Genomic DNA, 17976 nt, shown 5'->3' with positions numbered 1-17976 from the left:
GCCACGCAAAGCGCTCACGACGGTGCGAAGGACAAATCGATGGCCCGCGATTCGCAAGCCGCCCTGGTTGCGCTGAACCGCTTCGGCTTTGGCGCCCGCGGCGGCGCGTCCGGCGATCTCATCAACGCGTCCTCCGATCCGCGCGGTTTCGTCAAGGCGGAACTGAACCGTCCGAGCGGCGTGCTGCTGGAAGCGCCCGGCCTGCAATCGACGCCGCAGCTCGGACAGGCCGCCTTCGCCTATCAGGAGCAGGTCAAGCAGTCGCGCGAGGCCGCGGCGAAAGCCGGCACGCCCGCAGAAGCGCCGCCGCAGACACCTAGCGATTCGAAGCCCGACAACAGATTGCGTCGCAATCTCTCGCTCAACATGGTGACGACCGAGATCGCCGGCCAAATGGCCGAGGCGAAACCGGCCGACAATGTGATGAAGCCGGAGAGCATGCAACCGAGCGCCTCCGCGCCGCCCGCCGCAAAACCCGCACCGCAGCCGCTGAACGTGATCCAGAAAACCTTCCGTGCCGAAGCGCTGGCGCGGTTGCAGCGCGCGACGCTGGTCGAGTGCGGCTTCACCGAACGCCTCGTCGTGTTCTGGTCCAACCATTTCTGCATCTCCGCCAGCAAGGGCGAGCTGGCGCGGATGTGGGCTGGTGCGTTCGAGCGCGAGGCGATCAGGCCGCATGTGCTCGGGCGATTCGCCGACATGCTGAAAGCAGTGGAGCAGCATCCGGCGATGCTGTTCTTTCTCGACAACCAGCAATCGCTCGGGCCGGATTCGCGCGCTGGCCAGAATCGCAAGCGCGGGCTTAACGAGAATCTCGCGCGCGAGATCATGGAGTTGCATACGCTCGGCGTCGGCGGCGGCTACACTCAGGAGGACGTCACCTCGCTCGCGCGCATCATCACGGGCTGGAGCTTTGCCGGCCGGCAGGGGCAGTTAGGGGTACCTGGCTCCTTCGTGTTCAACGCCAATGCGCACCAGCCCGGGCCGCAGCTGCTGCTCGGCAAGACCTATGCGGCGACCGGCTTGGCGCAGGGCGAGGCCGCGCTCGCCGACATTGCGCGCCATCCCTCGACGGCGAACTTCATCGCCACCAAATTCGTTCGTCACTTCGTCGCCGACGATCCGCCTCAGGCCCTGGTGGCGCGGCTGCGCGAGGTCTTCGTCAAGACCGACGGCGATCTCAAGGCGCTCGCAACCGCGCTGGTCGATTCCAACGAGGCGTGGCAGGCGCCGCTGACCAAGATGCGCTCGCCTTACGATTTCCTGGTCGCCAGCGGCCGGCTGCTGGCGCGCGTGCCAGAGGATCCCGGCTTCTATCTCAACAATCTCAATCTGCTCGGCCAGCCCCTGTGGTCCCCGGCCGGACCCAACGGTTTTCCCGATACCAACGCCGCCTGGGCCGCGCCCGAAGGCATCAAGCTCCGGCTCGACATCGCGGCACAAATGGGGGCGCGGCTCGGCAACAACATCGATCCGCTCGACCTCTTGGAATTCGCCGCTGCCGACGCGGCCTCGATCGAAACGCGGCGGACCATCGAGCGCGCGGAGTCGCGCCAGCAGGCGCTGGCGCTGCTGTTGATGTCGCCGGAAATGCAGAGGAGATGACGATGGATTGCTGCGAGAACCGGCTCCTCACCTCGCGCCGCGGCCTCCTGCTCGGCGGCGTCTCCTTCGCGGCGTGGGCGTACTTGCCGAAATTCGCGCGCGCGGCGGACGGGCGCGATCCCCGATTGATCGTGGTGATCCTGCGCGGCGCGCTCGACGGGCTCTCCACCGTCGCGCCGCTCAGTGACCCCGATTATGCCGGCCTGCACGGATCGATCGCGCTCGCGGCGGACGGCGCGCATCCCGCGATCATGCTCGACTCTTTCTTTGCACTGCATCCAGCGATGCCGGAATTTGCGCGCATGTACCGCGACAGGCATGCCGCGGTGATCCACGCGGTCGCGACGCCCTATCGCGACCGCTCGCATTTCGACGGCCAGGACGTGCTCGAAAGCGGCTATGCCGGCCCGGGCCGCGTGCAGTCCGGCTGGCTCAACCGCGCGCTCGAAGCGCTGCCGCGCGGCGAGCGCGTGTCGAGTGCTCTTGCCGTCGGCCCGACCACGCCGCTGGTGCTGCGCGGCGCGGCGCCGACTGTCGGCTGGGCGCCGGTCGCACTGCCGCAGGCCGATGACGATACCGCGATGCGGCTGTCCGATCTCTACCGCCATCGCGATCCCGCGCTGGCGTCGGCGTTGTCGCAGGGCCTTCAGCTCGAGAAGGCCGCGAGCGGCGACGACATGAAGCCGAAGGCCGGCAATGCGGTCGCGCAGATGCGGCAGGTGGCGCGCGGCGCCGCCAAGCTGATGGCGGCCGACGACGGCCCGCGCATCGCGGCGCTTGCGTTCGACGGCTGGGATACGCACGCCAATGAGGGCGGCCCGGTCGGGCGCCTGGCGTTTTTGCTCAGCGGTCTCGACGGCGCGCTCGCCGAATTCGAAAGCGGTCTCGGCGACCGCTGGCGCGATACCGTCGTCGTCGCCGCCACCGAGTTCGGCCGCACCGCGCGCATCAACGGCACCGACGGCACCGATCACGGCACAGCCACCGTCGCGCTGCTCACCGGCGGCGCTGTGAAGGGCGGCCGCGTCATTTCCGATTGGCCGGGCCTCAAGCCCGCCAATCTCTATGAGGGCCGCGACCTCAAGCCCACCACCGATCTGCGTTCCGTGATCAAGGGCGTGCTGCAGGCTCAGTTCGGTCTGTCCGATCGCGTGCTGGCGGAAACGGTGTTCCCCGACAGCGCCAGCGCGCGGCCGATGAAGGGGCTGGTTGCTTAACCAAAGCTGTCATTCCGGGGCGCGCGTCAGCGCGAGTCCGGAATCCATCTCTCCGCTGGTTCTGTAGCGAAATGGATTTCGGGCTCGCGCCTTGCGGCGCGCCCCGGAATGACGACATGATGAGCGCAGCCGCAGGAGACCACCCGCATGTACATCGCCATGAACCGTTTTCGCGTCGCCAAGGGCTTTGAAGCCGCCTTCGAGCAGGTCTGGCTGTCGCGCGACACGCATCTGGACAAGGTGCCGGGCTTCGTCGAATTCCACCTGCTGCGGGGGCCCGAGCTCGAGGATCACACGCTGTATGCCTCCCATACCGTGTGGGCGAACCACGCTGCGTTCGAGGCCTGGACCAAGTCCGAGGCATTTCGCGCGGCGCATCACAAGGCCGGCGACAACAAGCCGCTCTATCTCGGCCATCCCCAGTTCGAAGGTTTTGAGGTGATGCAGACCGTGGGACGCGGCGCGAAGTAGTGCGCTGCGCTCCAAAACATCAGCCTTTGGTGATCCGGACTGGAGCTTCTCGACCACGTCCTCGTTGTGCGGCGTAACGCAGCGGTCGCTGACAAGGAAGCTGCGGGCAAAAAAATGCGGCCCCTGTCAGACGCGGCGACTGACGGGGACCGCTTTGGGGCGCTTGATCGGTGACGGGGGGCCTGATCAGACGCAGCCGCAACCTAGCCCTGGAGTGTTACGCGCTGGTGACAGCCGAACTTATCCACAGGCACATCAGCCGGGGATCAGAAGATCTTGCGGTAGACGATGAAGCCGGAGCGTTCCGCGACCTTGTCGTAAAGGGCCTGCGCGGTGACGTTGGTCTCGTGCGTCTGCCAATAGACGCGCGGCGCGCCGACGCTCCTGGCTCGCTCGTACACGCCATGGATCAGCGCCGAGCCAACGCCCTTGCCGCGTGCCGCCTCGGCGGTGAACAGGTCTTGCAGATAGCATGACGGTTCGATCGCCGTGGTGCTGCGATGGAACAGATAGTGCGTCAGTCCAAGCAGGCGGCCCTCGCTTTCTGCTACCAGCGCATGCACCGGCTCATAGGCATCGAAGAAGCGCTGCCAGGTCACGCGCGTGATTTCGGGCGCAAGCGCTGTCGGGCCGGAGCGGCCGTAGAAGGCGTTATAGCCGTCCCATAGCGGCAGTCATTGTTCGTAATCCTGCTTGGTGACGACGCGAACTGTGAGCGACATGTGAATTTCCGCGATTGATGAAGCGTCCTTCATACGTGATGAAGGGCGCTTAGATCAATTTGTCTTGCGACGCGGATGGACATTCAATCATGGCAATGGCGCGCCCTGCCCCTCACCCGGATCGCGGCAACAAGTTATGTAAGCGCGCACACCGCCGTCGCATCACTCCGCAACACGCAGATAGCGCATCAGCCTGCGGCCGGTGGGATCGCGCAGCGAGCGGTAGTAGTCGGCGCGGGACGGCGCATCGGTGTGGCGGACGAGGTCGGTGACCGGCGTGTAGCTCAGCATGCGGCCGCCATCGGGCAGCGCGGCGCAGACGAAGCGCAGCACCTCGCCATTGCGCAAGTTGATGTTGATCGGCGTGGCATCGCCGATCCGCACCATCTCCATGCGCTGCGCGATGAAGGTGCCGAGCTCGTCCTCCGGCAGTTCGAACGCGCCGGTGTCGCGGCCGTGATACATCAGCGCGATGAAGGGCGGCTTGCTATCGGCTACTTCGTCCGGCAGCGCAAAATAGTCGCGGAACGCACGGTTGATGAATTCGGCGCGCGTCTCGGCATCGAGCAGCACAATGCCGATATCGACCTGGTCGAGCGCGGCCGACAGTCGCGCGGCGGTGGCGTGGTTGCGGCGCTCGGAAGCAAATGCGCCGATCAGGCGCTCGCGCATCAGCCCCGTGGTGGCGGCGGTGGCGGCGGCCGTGATCGCAAGCAGGGCGAGCGGGGCCAGGTCGGCCGCGGCGTAGCCGGGACCGGCGCGATGGCTGAGGAAGAACACCGCCGCAACGATCACCGCTATGGCCGCGCTGGTCATCGCGGAGGCGAAGCCCGACAGCGAGCCTGCAACGGCGACGATGCATACGAATAGCGGCGCGGGCGAGGGGACGGGCAGATGGCGGTCGAGCAGGACCGCCAGCAGCGCGATCGCTGCCGTCAGCGCCGGACCGGAGATGGCACGCCATCCGAGCCGCATGGGCCTGTCTCGCTGCTCCCGAACGAGGTAACGACGCAACATTGACTGATTGTTGCGCCAATGCGACGCGATTTCGTGCGATGCGCTTAAGGCGGACTTGCGCAGGCTCGCAAAGCTTTCGGATGATTTTAGACCAAGTGCGCGTGCTTCACGCGTTGTTGCAGGGGCGCGTTCAGCGTCGACGTCCCCGGGCTCTTGCGCATCCCGGTGAAAATCAACAGCGACGCCGCGACCAGGATGGCCGCAGTCAGGGTGATTGCAACGACTACCACAGGCGATTTCATCGACGTCCTGTCGCGATGCCGGCCGGCACGGGCCGCACGGCGCCTTGAAGGCTGGTCAAGGATGAAACGGGGATCAGACCGGCAGGCCCATCGCCATGGTCGCCTTGGTCGACAGCACCGTGAGGGTGACGATCAGACATAACGACAGCGCAGCGACGGCGAGCGAGGCCGCGACCGCATGGGTCAACCGGGAAGACGCGACGGTGGCGGGTCGGCCCTGAAAGCCTGCCGTGCCGGACGCCCGAATCATGGTCTAAATCCTTCAGCGTGCGGGCGAATCACCCGCGACTTTCCACAATTTCCCAGTTTCAACCGGCAATATTGCGGCGGCTGTCGCGCCAAAAAAGGCGGGATTGCGGCAAAGACCGGCGTTATGCCCGCTGTCCGCCGGAGCGGCGTTTGGCAGTCAGGCGCCCGCCGCGATGCTGGCGGGATCGTCGACGTCGGCCGGCCGCCAGTCCATCGCCACGTACCCGGGCGCTGCTTCGACGCGCTTCAGCCAGTCCCGGATCGCTGGGAAAGTCGAAAGGTCGAAGTCGCAGCGCTCGGCGAGATGGGTGTAGCCGTAGAGCGCGATGTCGGCGACCGTGAGCTGGCGCGCGGCGAAATAGGCGTTGGCCTTGAGGTGATTTTCCATCACCTGGAGTGCGCCATAACCGCGCTCCATCCAGTCCTCCAGCGAATGGGTCTGGAGGTCGCGGCCCCCCCTCACCAGCGACAACCAGAAATAGGCCGCGCCGATGTTCGGCTCGAGCGCGTGCTGCTCGAAGAACATCCATTGCAGCGCCTCGGCGCGTTCGATCCGGTTCTCCGGCGCAAGCGGTGTGCCGACGGCGACATACCAGAGGATGGCGTTGGATTCCGCGAGGTAGCGGTCAGCGCCGACCTCGAGCAACGGCACCTGGCCGGACGGGTTCTTCGCCAGAAAATCCGGCGTGCGGCTCTCGCCGCGCAGAATGTCCACCTCGACCGCTTCGTAAGGCAAGTTCAGCAGCGCCAGCGCCAGGCGGACCTTGTAGCTGTTGCCGGAGCGTTGCATCGAATAGAGCTTGTACATTCTGAGGATGATTCCGAACGACGGGAAAGGCGCGGTGCTTGTTGCCCCGCAACGCGGCTAAACAATGATGCGGTTGCGAATCCGCCGCAAGAGCCGGTCCAAAGAAAAACTCGAAAACCCTACCGCGCTGCAACGCCGCGGAAGATCATTTTCGTAGCGCGATGCAATTCAGATCACGCTTGCGTCAACATGCGGATGTCGCTCCGCTCGATCATGCGCAAGGTAGGGCGATAAAGCTTCCGCACGTCATGGCCGGGCTTGTCCCGGCCATCCACGCCTTGCTCCGTGGCCCGAAGAACGTGGATGGCCGGGACAAGCCCGGGCATGACGACGCTCTGGTCTTGAGGCGAGACGCACGCAAAATTGCTCCGAGGACAGGCCATGCCGGATATGAGGGATTCCGTCGGCAAAGTTTCGGAATATTGCGTGGAATCGTACCGCGAAACGCTCGTTTTCGTAAACTTTTCCGGGATCGGGCCGAAGTTTCTTGCGATGCAGCGGCGCACGTTTTAGGGTGGCTTATTCCCACAATCAGAGTCGTGAAGGCCTCAAGGGTTCACGACGCTCGCCAGGAGATGATGATGTCCTTCCTTGCTGCTGCGCTCGACCGTGTGAAGCCGTCCGCGACCATCGCGGTCACGGATAAAGCACGCGCGCTGAAAGCGGCGGGCCGCAACGTCATCGGCCTCGGCGCCGGCGAGCCGGACTTCGACACGCCCGCCAACATCAAGCTCGCAGCGATCCACGCCATCGAGGCCGGCAAGACCAAGTACACCGCGGTCGACGGCATCCCCGAGCTGAAGGAAGCGATCATCGCGAAGTTTCAGCGCGAGAACGGCGTCGCCTACAAGCCGAACCAGATCATCGTCGGCACCGGCGGCAAGCAGGTGCTTTACAACGCGCTGATGGCGACCATCAATCCGGGCGACGAGGTGATCATCCCCGCGCCCTACTGGGTCAGCTATCCCGAGATGGTGGCCCTCGCCGGCGGCGAGCCGGTGCCGGTGGTCTGCACCGCCGCGACCGGCTTCAAGCTCCAGGCCGAAGCACTCGAGCGCGCGATCACGCCCAAGACCAAATGGGTGATCCTGTGCTCGCCGTCGAACCCGACCGGCGCGGCCTATACGCGCGCCGAGCTGAAGGCGCTCACCGACGTCTTGGTCAGGCATCCGCACGTCTGGGTCATGACCGACGACATGTACGAGCACCTCGTCTATGACGATTTCCAGTTCACCACGGTGGCGCAGGTCGAGCCGAAACTCTACGACCGCACGCTCACCGTGAACGGCGTCTCCAAGGCCTATTGCATGACCGGCTGGCGCATCGGCTATGCCGGCGGCCCGGCCCAGCTGATCAAGGCGATGGCGACAATCCAGTCGCAGTCGACCTCGAACCCGAGCTCGATCGCGCAATGGGCGGCGGTGGAAGCGCTGAACGGCCCGCAGGACTTCATCCCTGCCAACAACAAGGTGTTCAAGGAGCGCCGCGATCTCGTCGTCTCCATGCTCAACCAGGCCAAGGGCATCGAGTGCCCGCGGCCAGAAGGCGCGTTCTACGTCTATCCGTCCTGCGCCGGCACGATCGGCAAGACCGCGCCATCGGGCAAGGTCATCAGCAACGATGAGGAGTTCGTCACCGAGCTGCTGGAGACCGAAGGCGTCGCCGTCGTGCAGGGTTCGGCCTTCGGCCTCGGGCCGGCCTTCCGCATCTCCTATGCCACCGCGACCTCCGACCTCGAAGAAGCCTGCAAGCGTATCCAGCGCTTCTGCGGCAATCTGCGCTGAGCGCGTAACAACGAACCTGTCCTAGCACCGCACACGATGCACCCCTCTCCCCTTGTGGGAGAGGGTGGATCGCCGCGAAGCGGTGAGACGGGTGAGGGGTTGTCTCCGCGAGTCCTTCCGCCAGTCAAGTTGCGGAGAGAACCCCTCATCCGGCGCCATAGCCGAAGCTCCGCTTCGGCGTTCTTAAGAACGGCGGCCGAAGGCCGCCTATGCCACCTTCTCCCACAAGGGGAGAAGGGAAGACAACGCACCAATTTGCTGCGCGCGATCTGGTGCCCCCCACCCTCTTGTGGCATAGACCATCGGCCGCCACGGGTAGGGCGTGCCTCCATGCTTCGCATCGCTTTCATCGCCGGAGACATTCATGCGCCGTTCATTCCTCCTCGCCGGACTCACCGTTGCGAGTCTTGTTGCCTCGGTTGCCGGCGGCAGCGCACAGCAGCGGAGTGTCCAGGTCGGCGTGCTCGAATGCCGCGGCGGTGCCAGCGTCGGCTTCGTGGTGGGCTCGGTGACCAATCTCGGCTGCGTGCTGCGCGTCAACGGCGTACCCGATGACCGTTATGTCGCGACGATTCGCAAAGTGGGTCTCGACATCGGCATCACCCAGGAGACCGCGCTGGCTTGGGGCGTGTTCGCGCCGGTCGACCGGTTCGGACCGGGCGACCTCTCCGGCACCTATGCGGGCGCGCAAGGCAGCGCCTCGGTCGGCGTCGGCCTCGGCGGCAACGTGCTGGTCGGCGGCTCCAACAATTCGATCGCGCTCCAGCCGCTCAGCGTGCAAGGCCAGGTTGGCCTCAACGTCGCTGCCGGTCTGGAGAGCCTGGAACTCCGCCCGGGCCGTTAGCAATTTCGCGTGAGCGATCGCGCCGCTCGACCGGCGCGATTTCGGCGACGACGCACCGCAGCGACGTTTCGCGCTTGCCAAATCTTGGGGACGGGCAGAGCATCCGTTGCTGCCGACCCAATCATGGGCCGAGCTCCATACCAAGGAGGCGGCGAATGGGACAAGACGTCAGAAGTCCCCGAGGTCCACGGTGCATTGCGCTGGTGGGCCCTTTCCAAAGCGGTAAAACCACACTTCTTGAAGCGATACTGGCGCGAACGGGCGCAATCCCGCGCGCCGGCAGCGTCGACGCCGGAACCTCGGTCGGCGACGCCACGCCAGAGGCCCGTGATCACAAGATGACCGTCGGGCTGACCGCCGCCACCACGAGTTTCATGGGTGACAGCTACACCTTCCTCGATTGTCCGGGTTCCGTCGAGTTCGCCCACGACATGCGTGCCGCGCTGCCCGCGATCGATGCCGCGGTCGTGGTCTGCGAGGCCGACGAGAAGAAGCTGCCGCAGCTTCAGATCATCCTGCGCGAGCTGGAGGAGCTGAAGATCCCGCGTTTCCTGTTCCTCAACAAGATCGACCGCGCCAACAAGCGCATCCGCGAGACGCTCGCAACGCTCCAGCCGGCCTCGCGCGTGCCGCTGGTGCTGCGCCAGATTCCGATCTGGAAGGACGAGTTGATCGAGGGCTTTGTCGATCTCGCGCTGGAGCGCGCCTTTGTCTATCGCGAGCACAAGGCCTCCGAGGTGATCGCGCTCCAAGGCGGCGATCTCGACCGCGAGAAGGAGGCCCGCTTCTCGATGCTGGAGAAGCTCGCCGACCACGACGACGCGCTGATGGAGCAATTGCTCGAAGACATCCAGCCGCCGCGCGATGCCGTGTTCGACGACCTTGCCCGCGAGTTGCGCGAAGGGCTGATCTGTCCGGTGCTGCTCGGCGCGGCCGCGCGCGAAAACGGCGTGCTGCGCCTGATGAAGGCGCTGCGTCACGAGGCGCCCGGCATTGCCGAGACCGCAAAGCGCCTCGGCGTACCCAAAAGCAAGGACGCGCTTGGCTTCGTCTTCAAGACACTGCATTCGCAGCACGGCGGAAAGCTATCGCTGACGCGGCTGCTCGCCGGCCATCTCGACGACGGCGCGACGCTGCTATCATCGTCCGGCGGCACCAGCCGCATCTCCGGCATCCTCGCCGTCAACGGCGCCTACGACAGCAAGCGTGCTTCGGCGGAAGCCGGCGACACGGTGGCGCTCGGCAAGCTCGATCCGATCAAGACCGGCGACACGGTGTCGAGCGGCAAGACCCCGCCGGCCGCGCTCGCCGCGCTCGAGGCGACGCCGCCGGTGCTCGCGATCTCGATCGCGGCCCCCGATCGCAAGGACGACGTCAAGCTCGGCCAGGCGCTGGCGCGCCTGCACGAGGAGGATCCCTCGCTGATGATGGTGCAGAACGCGCAGACCCACGACATCGTGCTGTGGGGGCAGGGCGAGATGCATTTGCGCGTGGCCAGCGAGCGGTTGCGCGACCGTTTCGGCGTCAAGGTCACCTCGCATCCGCCCGCGATCGGCTATCAGGAGACCATACGCAAGCCGATCACCCAGCGCGGCCGTCACAAGAAGCAGTCCGGCGGTCACGGGCAGTTCGGCGACGTCGTGCTCGACATCAGGCCGCTGCCGCGCGGCGACGGCTTCAAGTTCGCCGAAAAGGTGGTCGGCGGCGCGGTGCCGCGCAACTACATCGGCGCGGTGGAGGAGGGGGTCGTCGACGGATTGACGCGCGGTCCGCTCGGTTTCCCCGTCACCGATGTGCAGGTGACGCTGACCGACGGCTCCTATCACAGTGTCGATTCCTCCGACCTCGCCTTCCGTACGGCCGCGCGGATCGGGCTCAACGAAGGCCTGCCACAATGCCAGCCGGTGCTGCTGGAGCCGATCCATGTGGTCGAGATCGTCTGCCCGACCGATGCCACGGCCAAGGTCAACGCGATCCTGTCGGCGCGGCGCGGCCAGATCCTCGGCTTCGACACCCGCGACGGCTGGAGCGGCTGGGATTGCGTCCGCGCCTTGATGCCGGAAGCCGAGATCGGCGAACTCATCGTCGAGCTGCGTTCGGCCACGGCCGGCAGCGGCAGCTTCACCCGCCAGTTCGACCACATGGCCGAAGTGACCGGCCGCGCCGCCGACCAGATCATCGCCGCGCATCGCGTCGCGGCCTGAGCTGTAAAGGAGGCGCCACTCTCTCGCTCCCTCGCCCCGTTCTCACGGGGAGAGGGTGGAGTGAGGGCCGTCTCCGCGAATGCGGTCTGATTTGTGAGTCGAATGCGCTCGACGGGCTTACGAGTCGGTTGGTTCGCCGCTCCAAGCAATAGCGTGTTCATCACCGGGGCGTCGCCCGCCGTCCAGCGTCGCCGTCGCGATGCGGCGCTCGCGCGCTTGACAGAGCCGACTGGACGCGAAATGGATCGCCTCGACAACACCCCGAGGCAAGCATGACCGTGACCAAGGCTCCCGCAGCCTGCCTGATCGGATGGCCGGCGGCGCATTCGCGCTCGCCATTGATCCATCATTACTGGCTGCGCACGCTTGGCATCGCCGGCGGCTATGTCATCGAGGCGGTCCCGCCCGAGGATCTGCGAGACTTCGTGCTGCGGCTGTCGCTGCGCGGCTTCGTCGGTGCCAATGTCACCATCCCGCACAAGGAAGCCGTGCTCGCGCTGTCGACGCCCGATGCGCGCGCACAGGCCGTGGGCGCCGCCAATACGCTGTGGTTCGAGGCTGGTGAGCTGCGCTCGACCAACACCGACGTCGAGGGCTTCATCAACAATCTCGACGCCAGCGCGCCCGGCTGGGACCGGGCCGAAGAGGCGCTGGTGCTGGGGGCGGGCGGCTCCTCGCGCGCGGTCGTGTTCGGCCTACTCGATCGCGGCATTGGACGCGTGCATCTCGCCAATCGTACCATCGCGCGGGCCGAGGCCCTCGCACGACAGTTCGGGCCGAACGTGCAGCCCATGACGTGGGACGGGATCAATGACGTGCTGCCGCGCGCAAAACTTCTCGTGAACACGACCTCGCTTGGCATGCACGGCCAGCCTCCACTCGATGTCGATGTGGCGCACCTGCCGCAAGCGTCCGTCGTCGCCGATCTCGTTTATGTTCCCCTGGTCACGCCGCTCCTTGCAGCCGCAACGGCGCGCGGACTGCAGATCGCCGATGGGCTCGGCATGCTCTTGCATCAGGCCGTGCGCGGCTTCGAGCTGTGGTTCGGGGAGCGCCCCGAGGTGACGGCGGAACTGCGCGCGCTGGTCGAGGCCGATCTCACAAAGACTTGAGCGAATAGCGGCGGTCTTCCGGAGTTCTCCATCCGTGGGGACAATCGGAGACCGTCATGTCTGTTCAACGTGCAACTTTCACACGTCCACTCATCGCCGTCGCGATGGTGGCCATCTCGACCCTCTATGCCTTCGCGCAAAGGGCCCCGGTGCCGACGCGCGTGCGCGGCACGATCGAAACCGTCGATAGCGACACTATGCAGGTCAAGTCGCGCAGCGGTGAAGACGTCAAGCTCCGCATCGCACCCGACATAAGCGTGTCCGGTATCGCGAAGACTTCGCTTGCCGACATCAAGCCGGGTTCGTTCATCGGTGCGACCACCGTGCCGGGCCCGGGCGGCGGCGAGAACGCCGTCGAGGTCCACGTATTTCCGGAGAGCATGCGGGGCACCGGCGAAGGCTCGCGGCCCTGGGACCTCAAGCCCAACTCCAGCATGACCAACGCGACGGTGGCCGAGAGCGTCGTCGGCAATGACGGCCACACGCTGCTCGTCAAGTACAAGGACGGCGAGAAGAAGGTGTTCGTCGCCGACAACACGCCAGTGGTGACCTTCGTGCCCGGCGAGAAATCCGACCTCAAAGCCGGCGCCAAGGTCATCGCTTTCGTCAAGCCGCTGCCGGACGGCTCACTCGAAGCCAATCGCGTCAGCGTCGGCCGCGACGGCCTGACGCCGCCGATGTGAGGCGGGCGAATTTAGTGTGCAACTGTCGCAACAATTTCACTCGTCGTCCCGGACAAGCGCCAGCGCAGATCCGGGAGCCATAACCACAGGGTGAAGTTGTTGCGCGAAGCAAGCAGCTCCGAGTCCCCATAACCACGTCCGTCTGTGGTTATGGGTCCCGGATCGGCGCTTCGCCCCTGGACAACGCTGCGCGTTGCCAAGAGCTGCGCTTGTCCGGGACGACAGCGGAGAATGTCGCGGGCGCCTGTGTATAAACTCAGGCGTTCATCACTCCGCAATGATGTGATCGTCGATCTCGTCGATCCGGTTGACGCCGCACAGGCCCATGGTCGTGAGCAGTTCCTTCTGGATGATGTCGATCGCTTTGGCGACGCCGGCCTGGCCGGCGGCACCCAGGCCATAGGCATAGGCGCGGCCGATCATGCAGGACTTTGCGCCGAGCGCGAGCGCGCGCATCACGTCCTGGCCGGAGCGGATGCCGCCGTCGAACATGATCTCCATCCTCTCACCGACGGCGTCGACGATCTCGGGCAGCATTTCGATCGAGGACGGCGCGCCGTCGAGCTGGCGGCCGCCATGATTGGACACAACGAGGGCCTGCGCGCCGGTCTTGGCGGCAAGCTCGGCGTCCTCGACGTCGAGGATGCCCTTCAGAATCAGCTTGCCCGGCCAGATGCTGCGGATCCAGTCGATGTCCTTCCAGTTCAGCGAGGTGTCGAACTGCGAGTTGATCCAGGTCGACAGCGACGTGATGTCGTCGCTGATCTTCAGATGACCGGCGAGATTGCCGAAGGTGCGGCGCTTGCCCTGCAGCACGCCGGAGACCCAGGCCGGCTTGGTCGCGAAATCGATCAGCTTCGACAGCGACCATTCCGGCGGCACCGTCATGCCGTTCTTGATGTCGGCATGGCGCTGGCCGATCACCTGGAGGTCGACGGTGAGCACGAGCGCGCTGCACTTGGTCGCGATGGCGCGCTCGATCAGCTCCCTGATGAAGCCGCGGTCCTTCATCACGTAGAGCTGGAACCAGAACGGCTTCTCGACACTGGCCGCGATGTCCTCGATCGAGCAGATCGACATCGTCGATTGCGTGAACGGGATGCCGGCGGCCTGCGCGGCGCGGCAGGCGTGGATCTCGCCGTCGCCGTGCTGCATGCCCAGCAGGCCCACGGGCGCGAGTATCAGCGGCATGGTCGAGGGCTCGCCGAGAATGGTGGTCGCGGTATCGCGCTTGGAGACATCGACCAGGATGCGCTGGCGAAACTTGATGGCCTGCATGTCCTCGCGGTTGGCGCGCAGCGTTTCCTCGGCATAGGAGCCGCGGTCGCAATAATCGAAGAACGCCTTCGGCACGCGGCGCCGATGCAGCGTACGGAGATCGTCGATACAGGTGATGTGCTTCATGAACGTTTCCCCGCCCGTCTTGCATCGGAAGATTTAGGGGTCATCTACCATGGTTGGACGCACAGCCAAATCGTTTGCAGATCCTCTGCAGGGAGGGCGCCATGACCAGACCGCACAGCCAGCCGACGCCGGAAGAGATCAAGGAGAAGCTCCGGCTCGAAGAAGCGCTGGAAGAGGGACTGGAAGAGACCTTCCCCGGCTCCGATCCCGTCAGCGTCATCCAGCCGCCGCCAAGCCTTGGGGACAGCCACATCAAGCGCACCGACTAGGCGGCGGGTTCCGCTCCGTTCCCGGCCGGCGAGCCGTAAATTTAACATTAACAATAGGTTATCAGGGGCCTCGGCGACCCTGGTTCCGTAATGATTCATCATATTTTTTGAAGCCAAGTTAGCCGCAATGGCCTTATAAGACCTCAGCAAATCAGGGATGCGGGCCCGTTTGGGCACCCGCTGGTTGTACAAGGGGATTCCCTGGTTGTTGCCTGGGGGACGAGATGAGCCGCAAATATTTCGGGACGGACGGGATTCGGGGCCGCGCCAACGGACTGATCACGCCGGAGCTCGCGCTCAAGGTCGGCCAGGCCGCAGGCCTGGCGTTTCAGCGCGGTGATCATCGCCATCGGGTCGTGATCGGCAAGGACACGCGCCTGTCCGGCTACATGATCGAATATGCCATGGTGGCGGGCTTCACCTCGGTCGGCATGGACGTGCTGCTGGTCGGCCCGATGCCGACGCCGGCGGTTGCGATGTTGACCAAATCGATGCGCGCCGATCTCGGCGTGATGATCTCGGCCTCGCACAATCTGTTCGAGGATAACGGCATCAAGCTGTTCGGCCCGCAAGGCTTCAAGCTCTCCGACGACGTCGAGAAGCAGATCGAGCTGCTGCTCGACGAATCGCTGGACAAGCGGCTGGCGCAGAGCGCCAGCCTGGGGCGCGCCCGCCGCATCGACGGCGTCCACGACCGCTACATCGAATTCGCCAAGCGCACGCTGCCGCGCGATCTGTCGCTCGACGGCCTGCGCGTCGTGGTCGATTGCGCCAACGGCGCCGCCTACAAGGTGGTGCCGGAGGCGCTGTGGGAGCTCGGCGCCGACGTGGTGCCGATCGGGGTGGAGCCGGACGGCTTCAACATCAACAAGGAATGCGGCTCGACCTCGCCGGAAGCGCTAGCCAAGAAGGTGCGCGAGATGCGCGCCGATATTGGCATCGCGCTGGATGGCGATGCCGACCGCGTCATCCTGGTCGACGAGCGCGGCCATCTCGTCGACGGCGACCAGTTGCTCGCGGTGATCGCGCAGAGCTGGAAGGAAGACGGCCGGCTGTCGCGGCCCGGCATCGTTGCGACCGTGATGTCGAATCTCGGGCTGGAGCGCTTCCTGAACGGGCAGGGGCTCGAACTCGTGCGCACGCCGGTCGGCGACCGCTACGTGCTCGAGCAGATGCTGAACGGCGGCTACAATCTCGGCGGCGAGCAGTCCGGCCACATCATCCTGTCCGATTATGCCACCACCGGCGATGGCTTCGTTGCTGCCTTGCAGGTGCTGGCAGTGGTGCAGAGGCTGCGCCGGCCCGTATCCGAGGTCTGCCACCGCTTCGATCCGCTACCGCAGATCCTCAAGAACGTCCGCCACAAGGGCGGCAAGCCGCTCGACGATAAGGACGTCAAATCGGCGATCTCCGACGGCGAGAACCGGCTCAACGGCCACGGCCGGCTCTTGATCCGCTCCTCCGGCACCGAGCCCGTGATCCGCGTTATGGGCGAGGGCGAGGATCGCGTCCTGGTCGAGGACGTCGTCGACACCATCGTCTCCGCGCTCGGCCACGCGGCGGCCTGAGCTCTTTCCTTCTCCCCTTGTGGGAGAAGGTGGCATAGGCGGGCCTTTGGCCGCCGTTCTTAAGAACGCCGAAGCGGAGCTTCGGCTATGGCGCCGGATGAGGGGTTGTCTCCGCGTACACAACTAGCAGGCGATGCGCGGAGAGAACCCCTCACCCGTCTCGCCGCTGCGCGGCGATCCACCCTCTCCCACAGGGGGAGAGGGGAAGACGAAGACACTCTCGCATCCCAGCCATCGACGATTGGCGGTGGTTCGGCCACAGCTTGCATCGTAACTAGCCGGATGCGGCGGTTCGCCGCGTCTGCCGGGATCGAGCCTTTGAACAAGCCTGTGGTGGTCTCCGAGGAAACGCTGACCGAGCCGGTCGTCGTCGTGCCGGCCGCGACCAAGACGGCCGCTGCCAAGCCGGGCGCGGGGCCGGCCTATGTCGTGCTCGCCGGCATCAGCTTCTCGCACTTCCTCAACGACACCATGCAGTCGCTGATCGCTTCGGTGTATCCGATCCTGAAGGACACCTACGCGCTCGACTTCGCGCAAATCGGCATGATCACGCTGGCGTTTCAGTTCACGGCTTCGCTGCTCCAGCCGGTGGTCGGGCACTACACCGACAAGAAGGCGCAGCCTTATTCGCTGGCGATCGGCATGGCCTCGACCTTCTTCGGCCTGCTGCTGCTCAGCGCCGCGCACCAATATCTCGTCATCCTCGTTGCAGCCGCGTTGGTCGGCCTCGGCTCGGCGGTGTTTCACCCCGAATCCGCGCGCATCGCGCGGCTTGCGTCGGGCGGCCGCTACGGTTTTGCGCAGTCGGTGTTCCAGCTCGGCGGCAGCTTCGGCACGTCGATGGGGCCGTTGCTGGCCGCGCTCATCGTCGTGCCATTCGGGCAGGGCAGCATCGCCTGGTTCTCCTCGATTGCGTTCCTCGCAATTGTCATCCTCTGGCGCATCGGCCGCTGGTACGCGCCGCAGATCACGACAAGGAAGGCGGCACCGGTTCACACCCAGCCGGGCGGGCCGAGCTCGCGCCGCGTCGCGGTCGCGCTGGCCGTGCTGGTGGCGCTGCTGTTCTCAAAACAGCTCTACGTGTCCAGCTTGTCGAGCTACTACATCTTCTACCTGATCGACCGCTTCGGCGTGTCGACACAGACCGCCCAGATCTATCTCTTCATCTTCCTCGCGGCGAACGCGGTCGGCGCGTTTCTCGGGGGGCCCTTGGGCGACCGTTTCGGCCGCAAGATCGTGATCTGGATCTCGATTCTCGGCGCGCTGCCGTTCACGCTGGCGCTGCCCTATGCCGGGCTTGCCGGCAGTGCGGTGCTGTCCGTGATCGTCGGCCTGATCATCTCCTCGACCACGTCGTCGATCATCGTGTTCGCGCAGGAACTGGTGCCGCATCGCTTCGGCATGATCTCCGGCGTGTTCTTCGGCGTCGCGTTCGGCATCGGGGGCTTAGTCTTACTGCGTCATAAATTTTTGCGCGATCGCGGACGCAGGATCGCTCTTGCGCAACATGGACATCGCGACAGACTTCTGACGAGGGCGAGAACGAGCCGTCGACGCATCGTCGCAATCGAGTTTGGAATGTGCCGTTCGGTGCGCAGCGGCGGAGCCTCTGGGTTTGTAACCTTCGGGAAGGGCAGGCGTTTGGAACAGCCCGGCTGAACGAGGCGCTGAGGGGGGAATCGTCTCCCTTTCGGAGATGAGGAATCCGTAAGCCGCTATGCATAGTGTGGCATGGTGGTGGAAGCCGCGCCAACCGCGCCCTTCGAAGTGGCCGAGC

The 17976-nt window shown here is 65.4% G+C and carries 16 protein-coding genes and 2 pseudogenes; 11 read left to right on the top strand and 7 right to left on the bottom strand.

Annotated elements, in window-relative coordinates; genetic code table 11:
- Nucleotides 1-39 precede the first annotated feature (39 nt).
- The 3 genes from IVA82_RS24590 to IVA82_RS24580 all read left to right on the top strand — a co-directional run bounded on the left by IVA82_RS24590 (nucleotide 40) and on the right by IVA82_RS24580 (nucleotide 3293).
- Entirely contained in the window at nucleotides 40-1605 is a 1566-nt protein-coding gene (locus IVA82_RS24590; protein ID WP_247389635.1) for a DUF1800 family protein, read from the top strand.
- Nucleotides 1602-2822: a DUF1501 domain-containing protein gene (locus tag IVA82_RS24585; RefSeq protein ID WP_247389634.1), complete on the top strand. Its 1221-nt coding sequence runs from the start codon at nucleotides 1602-1604 to the stop codon at nucleotides 2820-2822. Before IVA82_RS24590 ends, IVA82_RS24585 begins: the two co-directional genes overlap by 4 nt.
- A 147-nt stretch (nucleotides 2823-2969) precedes the next feature.
- Nucleotides 2970-3293, top strand: a complete 324-nt coding sequence (locus IVA82_RS24580) for an antibiotic biosynthesis monooxygenase (RefSeq protein ID WP_247389633.1) — start codon at nucleotides 2970-2972, stop codon at nucleotides 3291-3293.
- A gap of 266 nt (nucleotides 3294-3559) precedes the next feature.
- Here IVA82_RS24580 and IVA82_RS24575 read toward each other — a convergent pair whose 3' ends face one another.
- The 5 genes from IVA82_RS24575 to IVA82_RS24555 all read right to left on the bottom strand — a co-directional run bounded on the left by IVA82_RS24575 (nucleotide 3560) and on the right by IVA82_RS24555 (nucleotide 6331).
- Nucleotides 3560-3967, bottom strand: coding sequence for a GNAT family N-acetyltransferase (locus IVA82_RS24575; protein ID WP_247389684.1), 408 nt, complete (start codon nucleotides 3965-3967; stop codon nucleotides 3560-3562).
- Between the two features lie 210 nt (nucleotides 3968-4177).
- Nucleotides 4178-4990 carry a PAS-domain containing protein gene (locus IVA82_RS24570; RefSeq protein ID WP_247389632.1) on the bottom strand — a complete coding sequence of 271 codons (813 nt, stop codon included), beginning with the start codon at nucleotides 4988-4990 and terminating at the stop codon, nucleotides 4178-4180.
- A gap of 128 nt (nucleotides 4991-5118) precedes the next feature.
- Nucleotides 5119-5262 carry a hypothetical protein gene (locus tag IVA82_RS24565; protein WP_247389686.1) on the bottom strand — a complete coding sequence of 48 codons (144 nt, stop codon included), beginning with the start codon at nucleotides 5260-5262 and terminating at the stop codon, nucleotides 5119-5121.
- An 85-nt stretch (nucleotides 5263-5347) separates the two neighbouring features.
- Complete coding sequence (locus IVA82_RS24560) at nucleotides 5348-5524, bottom strand: hypothetical protein (RefSeq protein WP_187436259.1); 177 nt, start codon at nucleotides 5522-5524, stop codon at nucleotides 5348-5350.
- Nucleotides 5525-5680: 156 nt separating this feature from the next.
- Nucleotides 5681-6331: a glutathione S-transferase family protein gene (locus tag IVA82_RS24555; RefSeq protein WP_247389631.1), complete on the bottom strand. Its 651-nt coding sequence runs from the start codon at nucleotides 6329-6331 to the stop codon at nucleotides 5681-5683.
- A gap of 581 nt (nucleotides 6332-6912) precedes the next feature.
- Here IVA82_RS24555 and IVA82_RS24550 point away from each other — a divergent pair.
- The 5 genes from IVA82_RS24550 (at nucleotide 6913) to IVA82_RS24530 (ending at nucleotide 12958) form a co-directional block, all read left to right on the top strand.
- Complete coding sequence (locus tag IVA82_RS24550) at nucleotides 6913-8115, top strand: pyridoxal phosphate-dependent aminotransferase (protein WP_247389630.1); 1203 nt, start codon at nucleotides 6913-6915, stop codon at nucleotides 8113-8115.
- Nucleotides 8116-8479: 364 nt separating this feature from the next.
- Nucleotides 8480-8959 (top strand): DUF992 domain-containing protein, encoded by a 480-nt coding sequence (locus IVA82_RS24545; RefSeq protein ID WP_247389629.1) that lies wholly within the window; start codon nucleotides 8480-8482, stop codon nucleotides 8957-8959.
- Between the two features lie 155 nt (nucleotides 8960-9114).
- Nucleotides 9115-11163 carry an elongation factor G gene (locus IVA82_RS24540; RefSeq protein WP_247389628.1) on the top strand — a complete coding sequence of 683 codons (2049 nt, stop codon included), beginning with the start codon at nucleotides 9115-9117 and terminating at the stop codon, nucleotides 11161-11163.
- A 272-nt stretch (nucleotides 11164-11435) separates the two neighbouring features.
- Nucleotides 11436-12275: a shikimate dehydrogenase gene (locus tag IVA82_RS24535; RefSeq protein ID WP_247389627.1), complete on the top strand. Its 840-nt coding sequence runs from the start codon at nucleotides 11436-11438 to the stop codon at nucleotides 12273-12275.
- 56 nt (nucleotides 12276-12331) lie between these two features.
- Complete coding sequence (locus IVA82_RS24530) at nucleotides 12332-12958, top strand: hypothetical protein (protein WP_247389626.1); 627 nt, start codon at nucleotides 12332-12334, stop codon at nucleotides 12956-12958.
- Between the two features lie 267 nt (nucleotides 12959-13225).
- Here IVA82_RS24530 and IVA82_RS24525 read toward each other — a convergent pair whose 3' ends face one another.
- Nucleotides 13226-14362, bottom strand: a complete 1137-nt coding sequence (locus tag IVA82_RS24525; RefSeq protein WP_247389625.1) for an alpha-hydroxy acid oxidase — start codon at nucleotides 14360-14362, stop codon at nucleotides 13226-13228.
- A 101-nt stretch (nucleotides 14363-14463) separates the two neighbouring features.
- On the opposite strand from IVA82_RS24525, the gene IVA82_RS24520 reads away from it, so the two are divergent.
- The 3 genes and pseudogenes from IVA82_RS24520 to IVA82_RS24510 all read left to right on the top strand — a co-directional run.
- Nucleotides 14464-14631, top strand: coding sequence for a hypothetical protein (locus IVA82_RS24520; protein WP_247389624.1), 168 nt, complete (start codon nucleotides 14464-14466; stop codon nucleotides 14629-14631).
- A 224-nt stretch (nucleotides 14632-14855) separates the two neighbouring features.
- Nucleotides 14856-16199: a phosphoglucosamine mutase gene (gene glmM, locus IVA82_RS24515; protein ID WP_247389623.1), complete on the top strand. Its 1344-nt coding sequence runs from the start codon at nucleotides 14856-14858 to the stop codon at nucleotides 16197-16199.
- A gap of 318 nt (nucleotides 16200-16517) precedes the next feature.
- Nucleotides 16518-17648: pseudogene (locus IVA82_RS24510) on the top strand (MFS transporter); the annotation flags it as partial.
- Nucleotides 17649-17651: 3 nt separating this feature from the next.
- On the opposite strand, the pseudogene IVA82_RS24505 reads toward IVA82_RS24510, so the two are convergent.
- Nucleotides 17652-17976, bottom strand: a pseudogene (locus IVA82_RS24505) (hypothetical protein); the annotation flags it as partial.

It is taken from the genome of Bradyrhizobium sp. 142 (assembly GCF_023074015.1).
GTDB lineage: Bacteria > Pseudomonadota > Alphaproteobacteria > Rhizobiales > Xanthobacteraceae > Bradyrhizobium.
This window is presented reverse-complemented; position numbering and strand designations above follow the sequence as displayed.

Bases quoted from the DNA above. Each gene is read 5' to 3' on its own strand.
- IVA82_RS24590 (WP_247389635.1), top strand. From the start codon at position 40: ATGGCCCGCGATTCGCAAGCCGCCCTGGTTGCGCTGAACCGCTTCGGC.
- IVA82_RS24525 (WP_247389625.1), bottom strand. From the start codon at position 14,362: ATGAAGCACATCACCTGTATCGACGATCTCCGTACGCTGCATCGGCGC.
- IVA82_RS24545 (WP_247389629.1), top strand. From the start codon at position 8,480: ATGCGCCGTTCATTCCTCCTCGCCGGACTCACCGTTGCGAGTCTTGTT.
- IVA82_RS24540 (WP_247389628.1), top strand. From the start codon at position 9,115: ATGGGACAAGACGTCAGAAGTCCCCGAGGTCCACGGTGCATTGCGCTG.
- IVA82_RS24550 (WP_247389630.1), top strand. From the start codon at position 6,913: ATGTCCTTCCTTGCTGCTGCGCTCGACCGTGTGAAGCCGTCCGCGACC.
- IVA82_RS24520 (WP_247389624.1), top strand. From the start codon at position 14,464: ATGACCAGACCGCACAGCCAGCCGACGCCGGAAGAGATCAAGGAGAAG.
- IVA82_RS24570 (WP_247389632.1), bottom strand. From the start codon at position 4,990: ATGCGGCTCGGATGGCGTGCCATCTCCGGTCCGGCGCTGACGGCAGCG.
- IVA82_RS24560 (WP_187436259.1), bottom strand. From the start codon at position 5,524: ATGATTCGGGCGTCCGGCACGGCAGGCTTTCAGGGCCGACCCGCCACC.
- IVA82_RS24585 (WP_247389634.1), top strand. From the start codon at position 1,602: ATGACGATGGATTGCTGCGAGAACCGGCTCCTCACCTCGCGCCGCGGC.
- IVA82_RS24580 (WP_247389633.1), top strand. From the start codon at position 2,970: ATGTACATCGCCATGAACCGTTTTCGCGTCGCCAAGGGCTTTGAAGCC.
- IVA82_RS24530 (WP_247389626.1), top strand. From the start codon at position 12,332: ATGTCTGTTCAACGTGCAACTTTCACACGTCCACTCATCGCCGTCGCG.
- glmM (WP_247389623.1), top strand. From the start codon at position 14,856: ATGAGCCGCAAATATTTCGGGACGGACGGGATTCGGGGCCGCGCCAAC.
- IVA82_RS24535 (WP_247389627.1), top strand. From the start codon at position 11,436: ATGACCGTGACCAAGGCTCCCGCAGCCTGCCTGATCGGATGGCCGGCG.
- IVA82_RS24555 (WP_247389631.1), bottom strand. From the start codon at position 6,331: ATGTACAAGCTCTATTCGATGCAACGCTCCGGCAACAGCTACAAGGTC.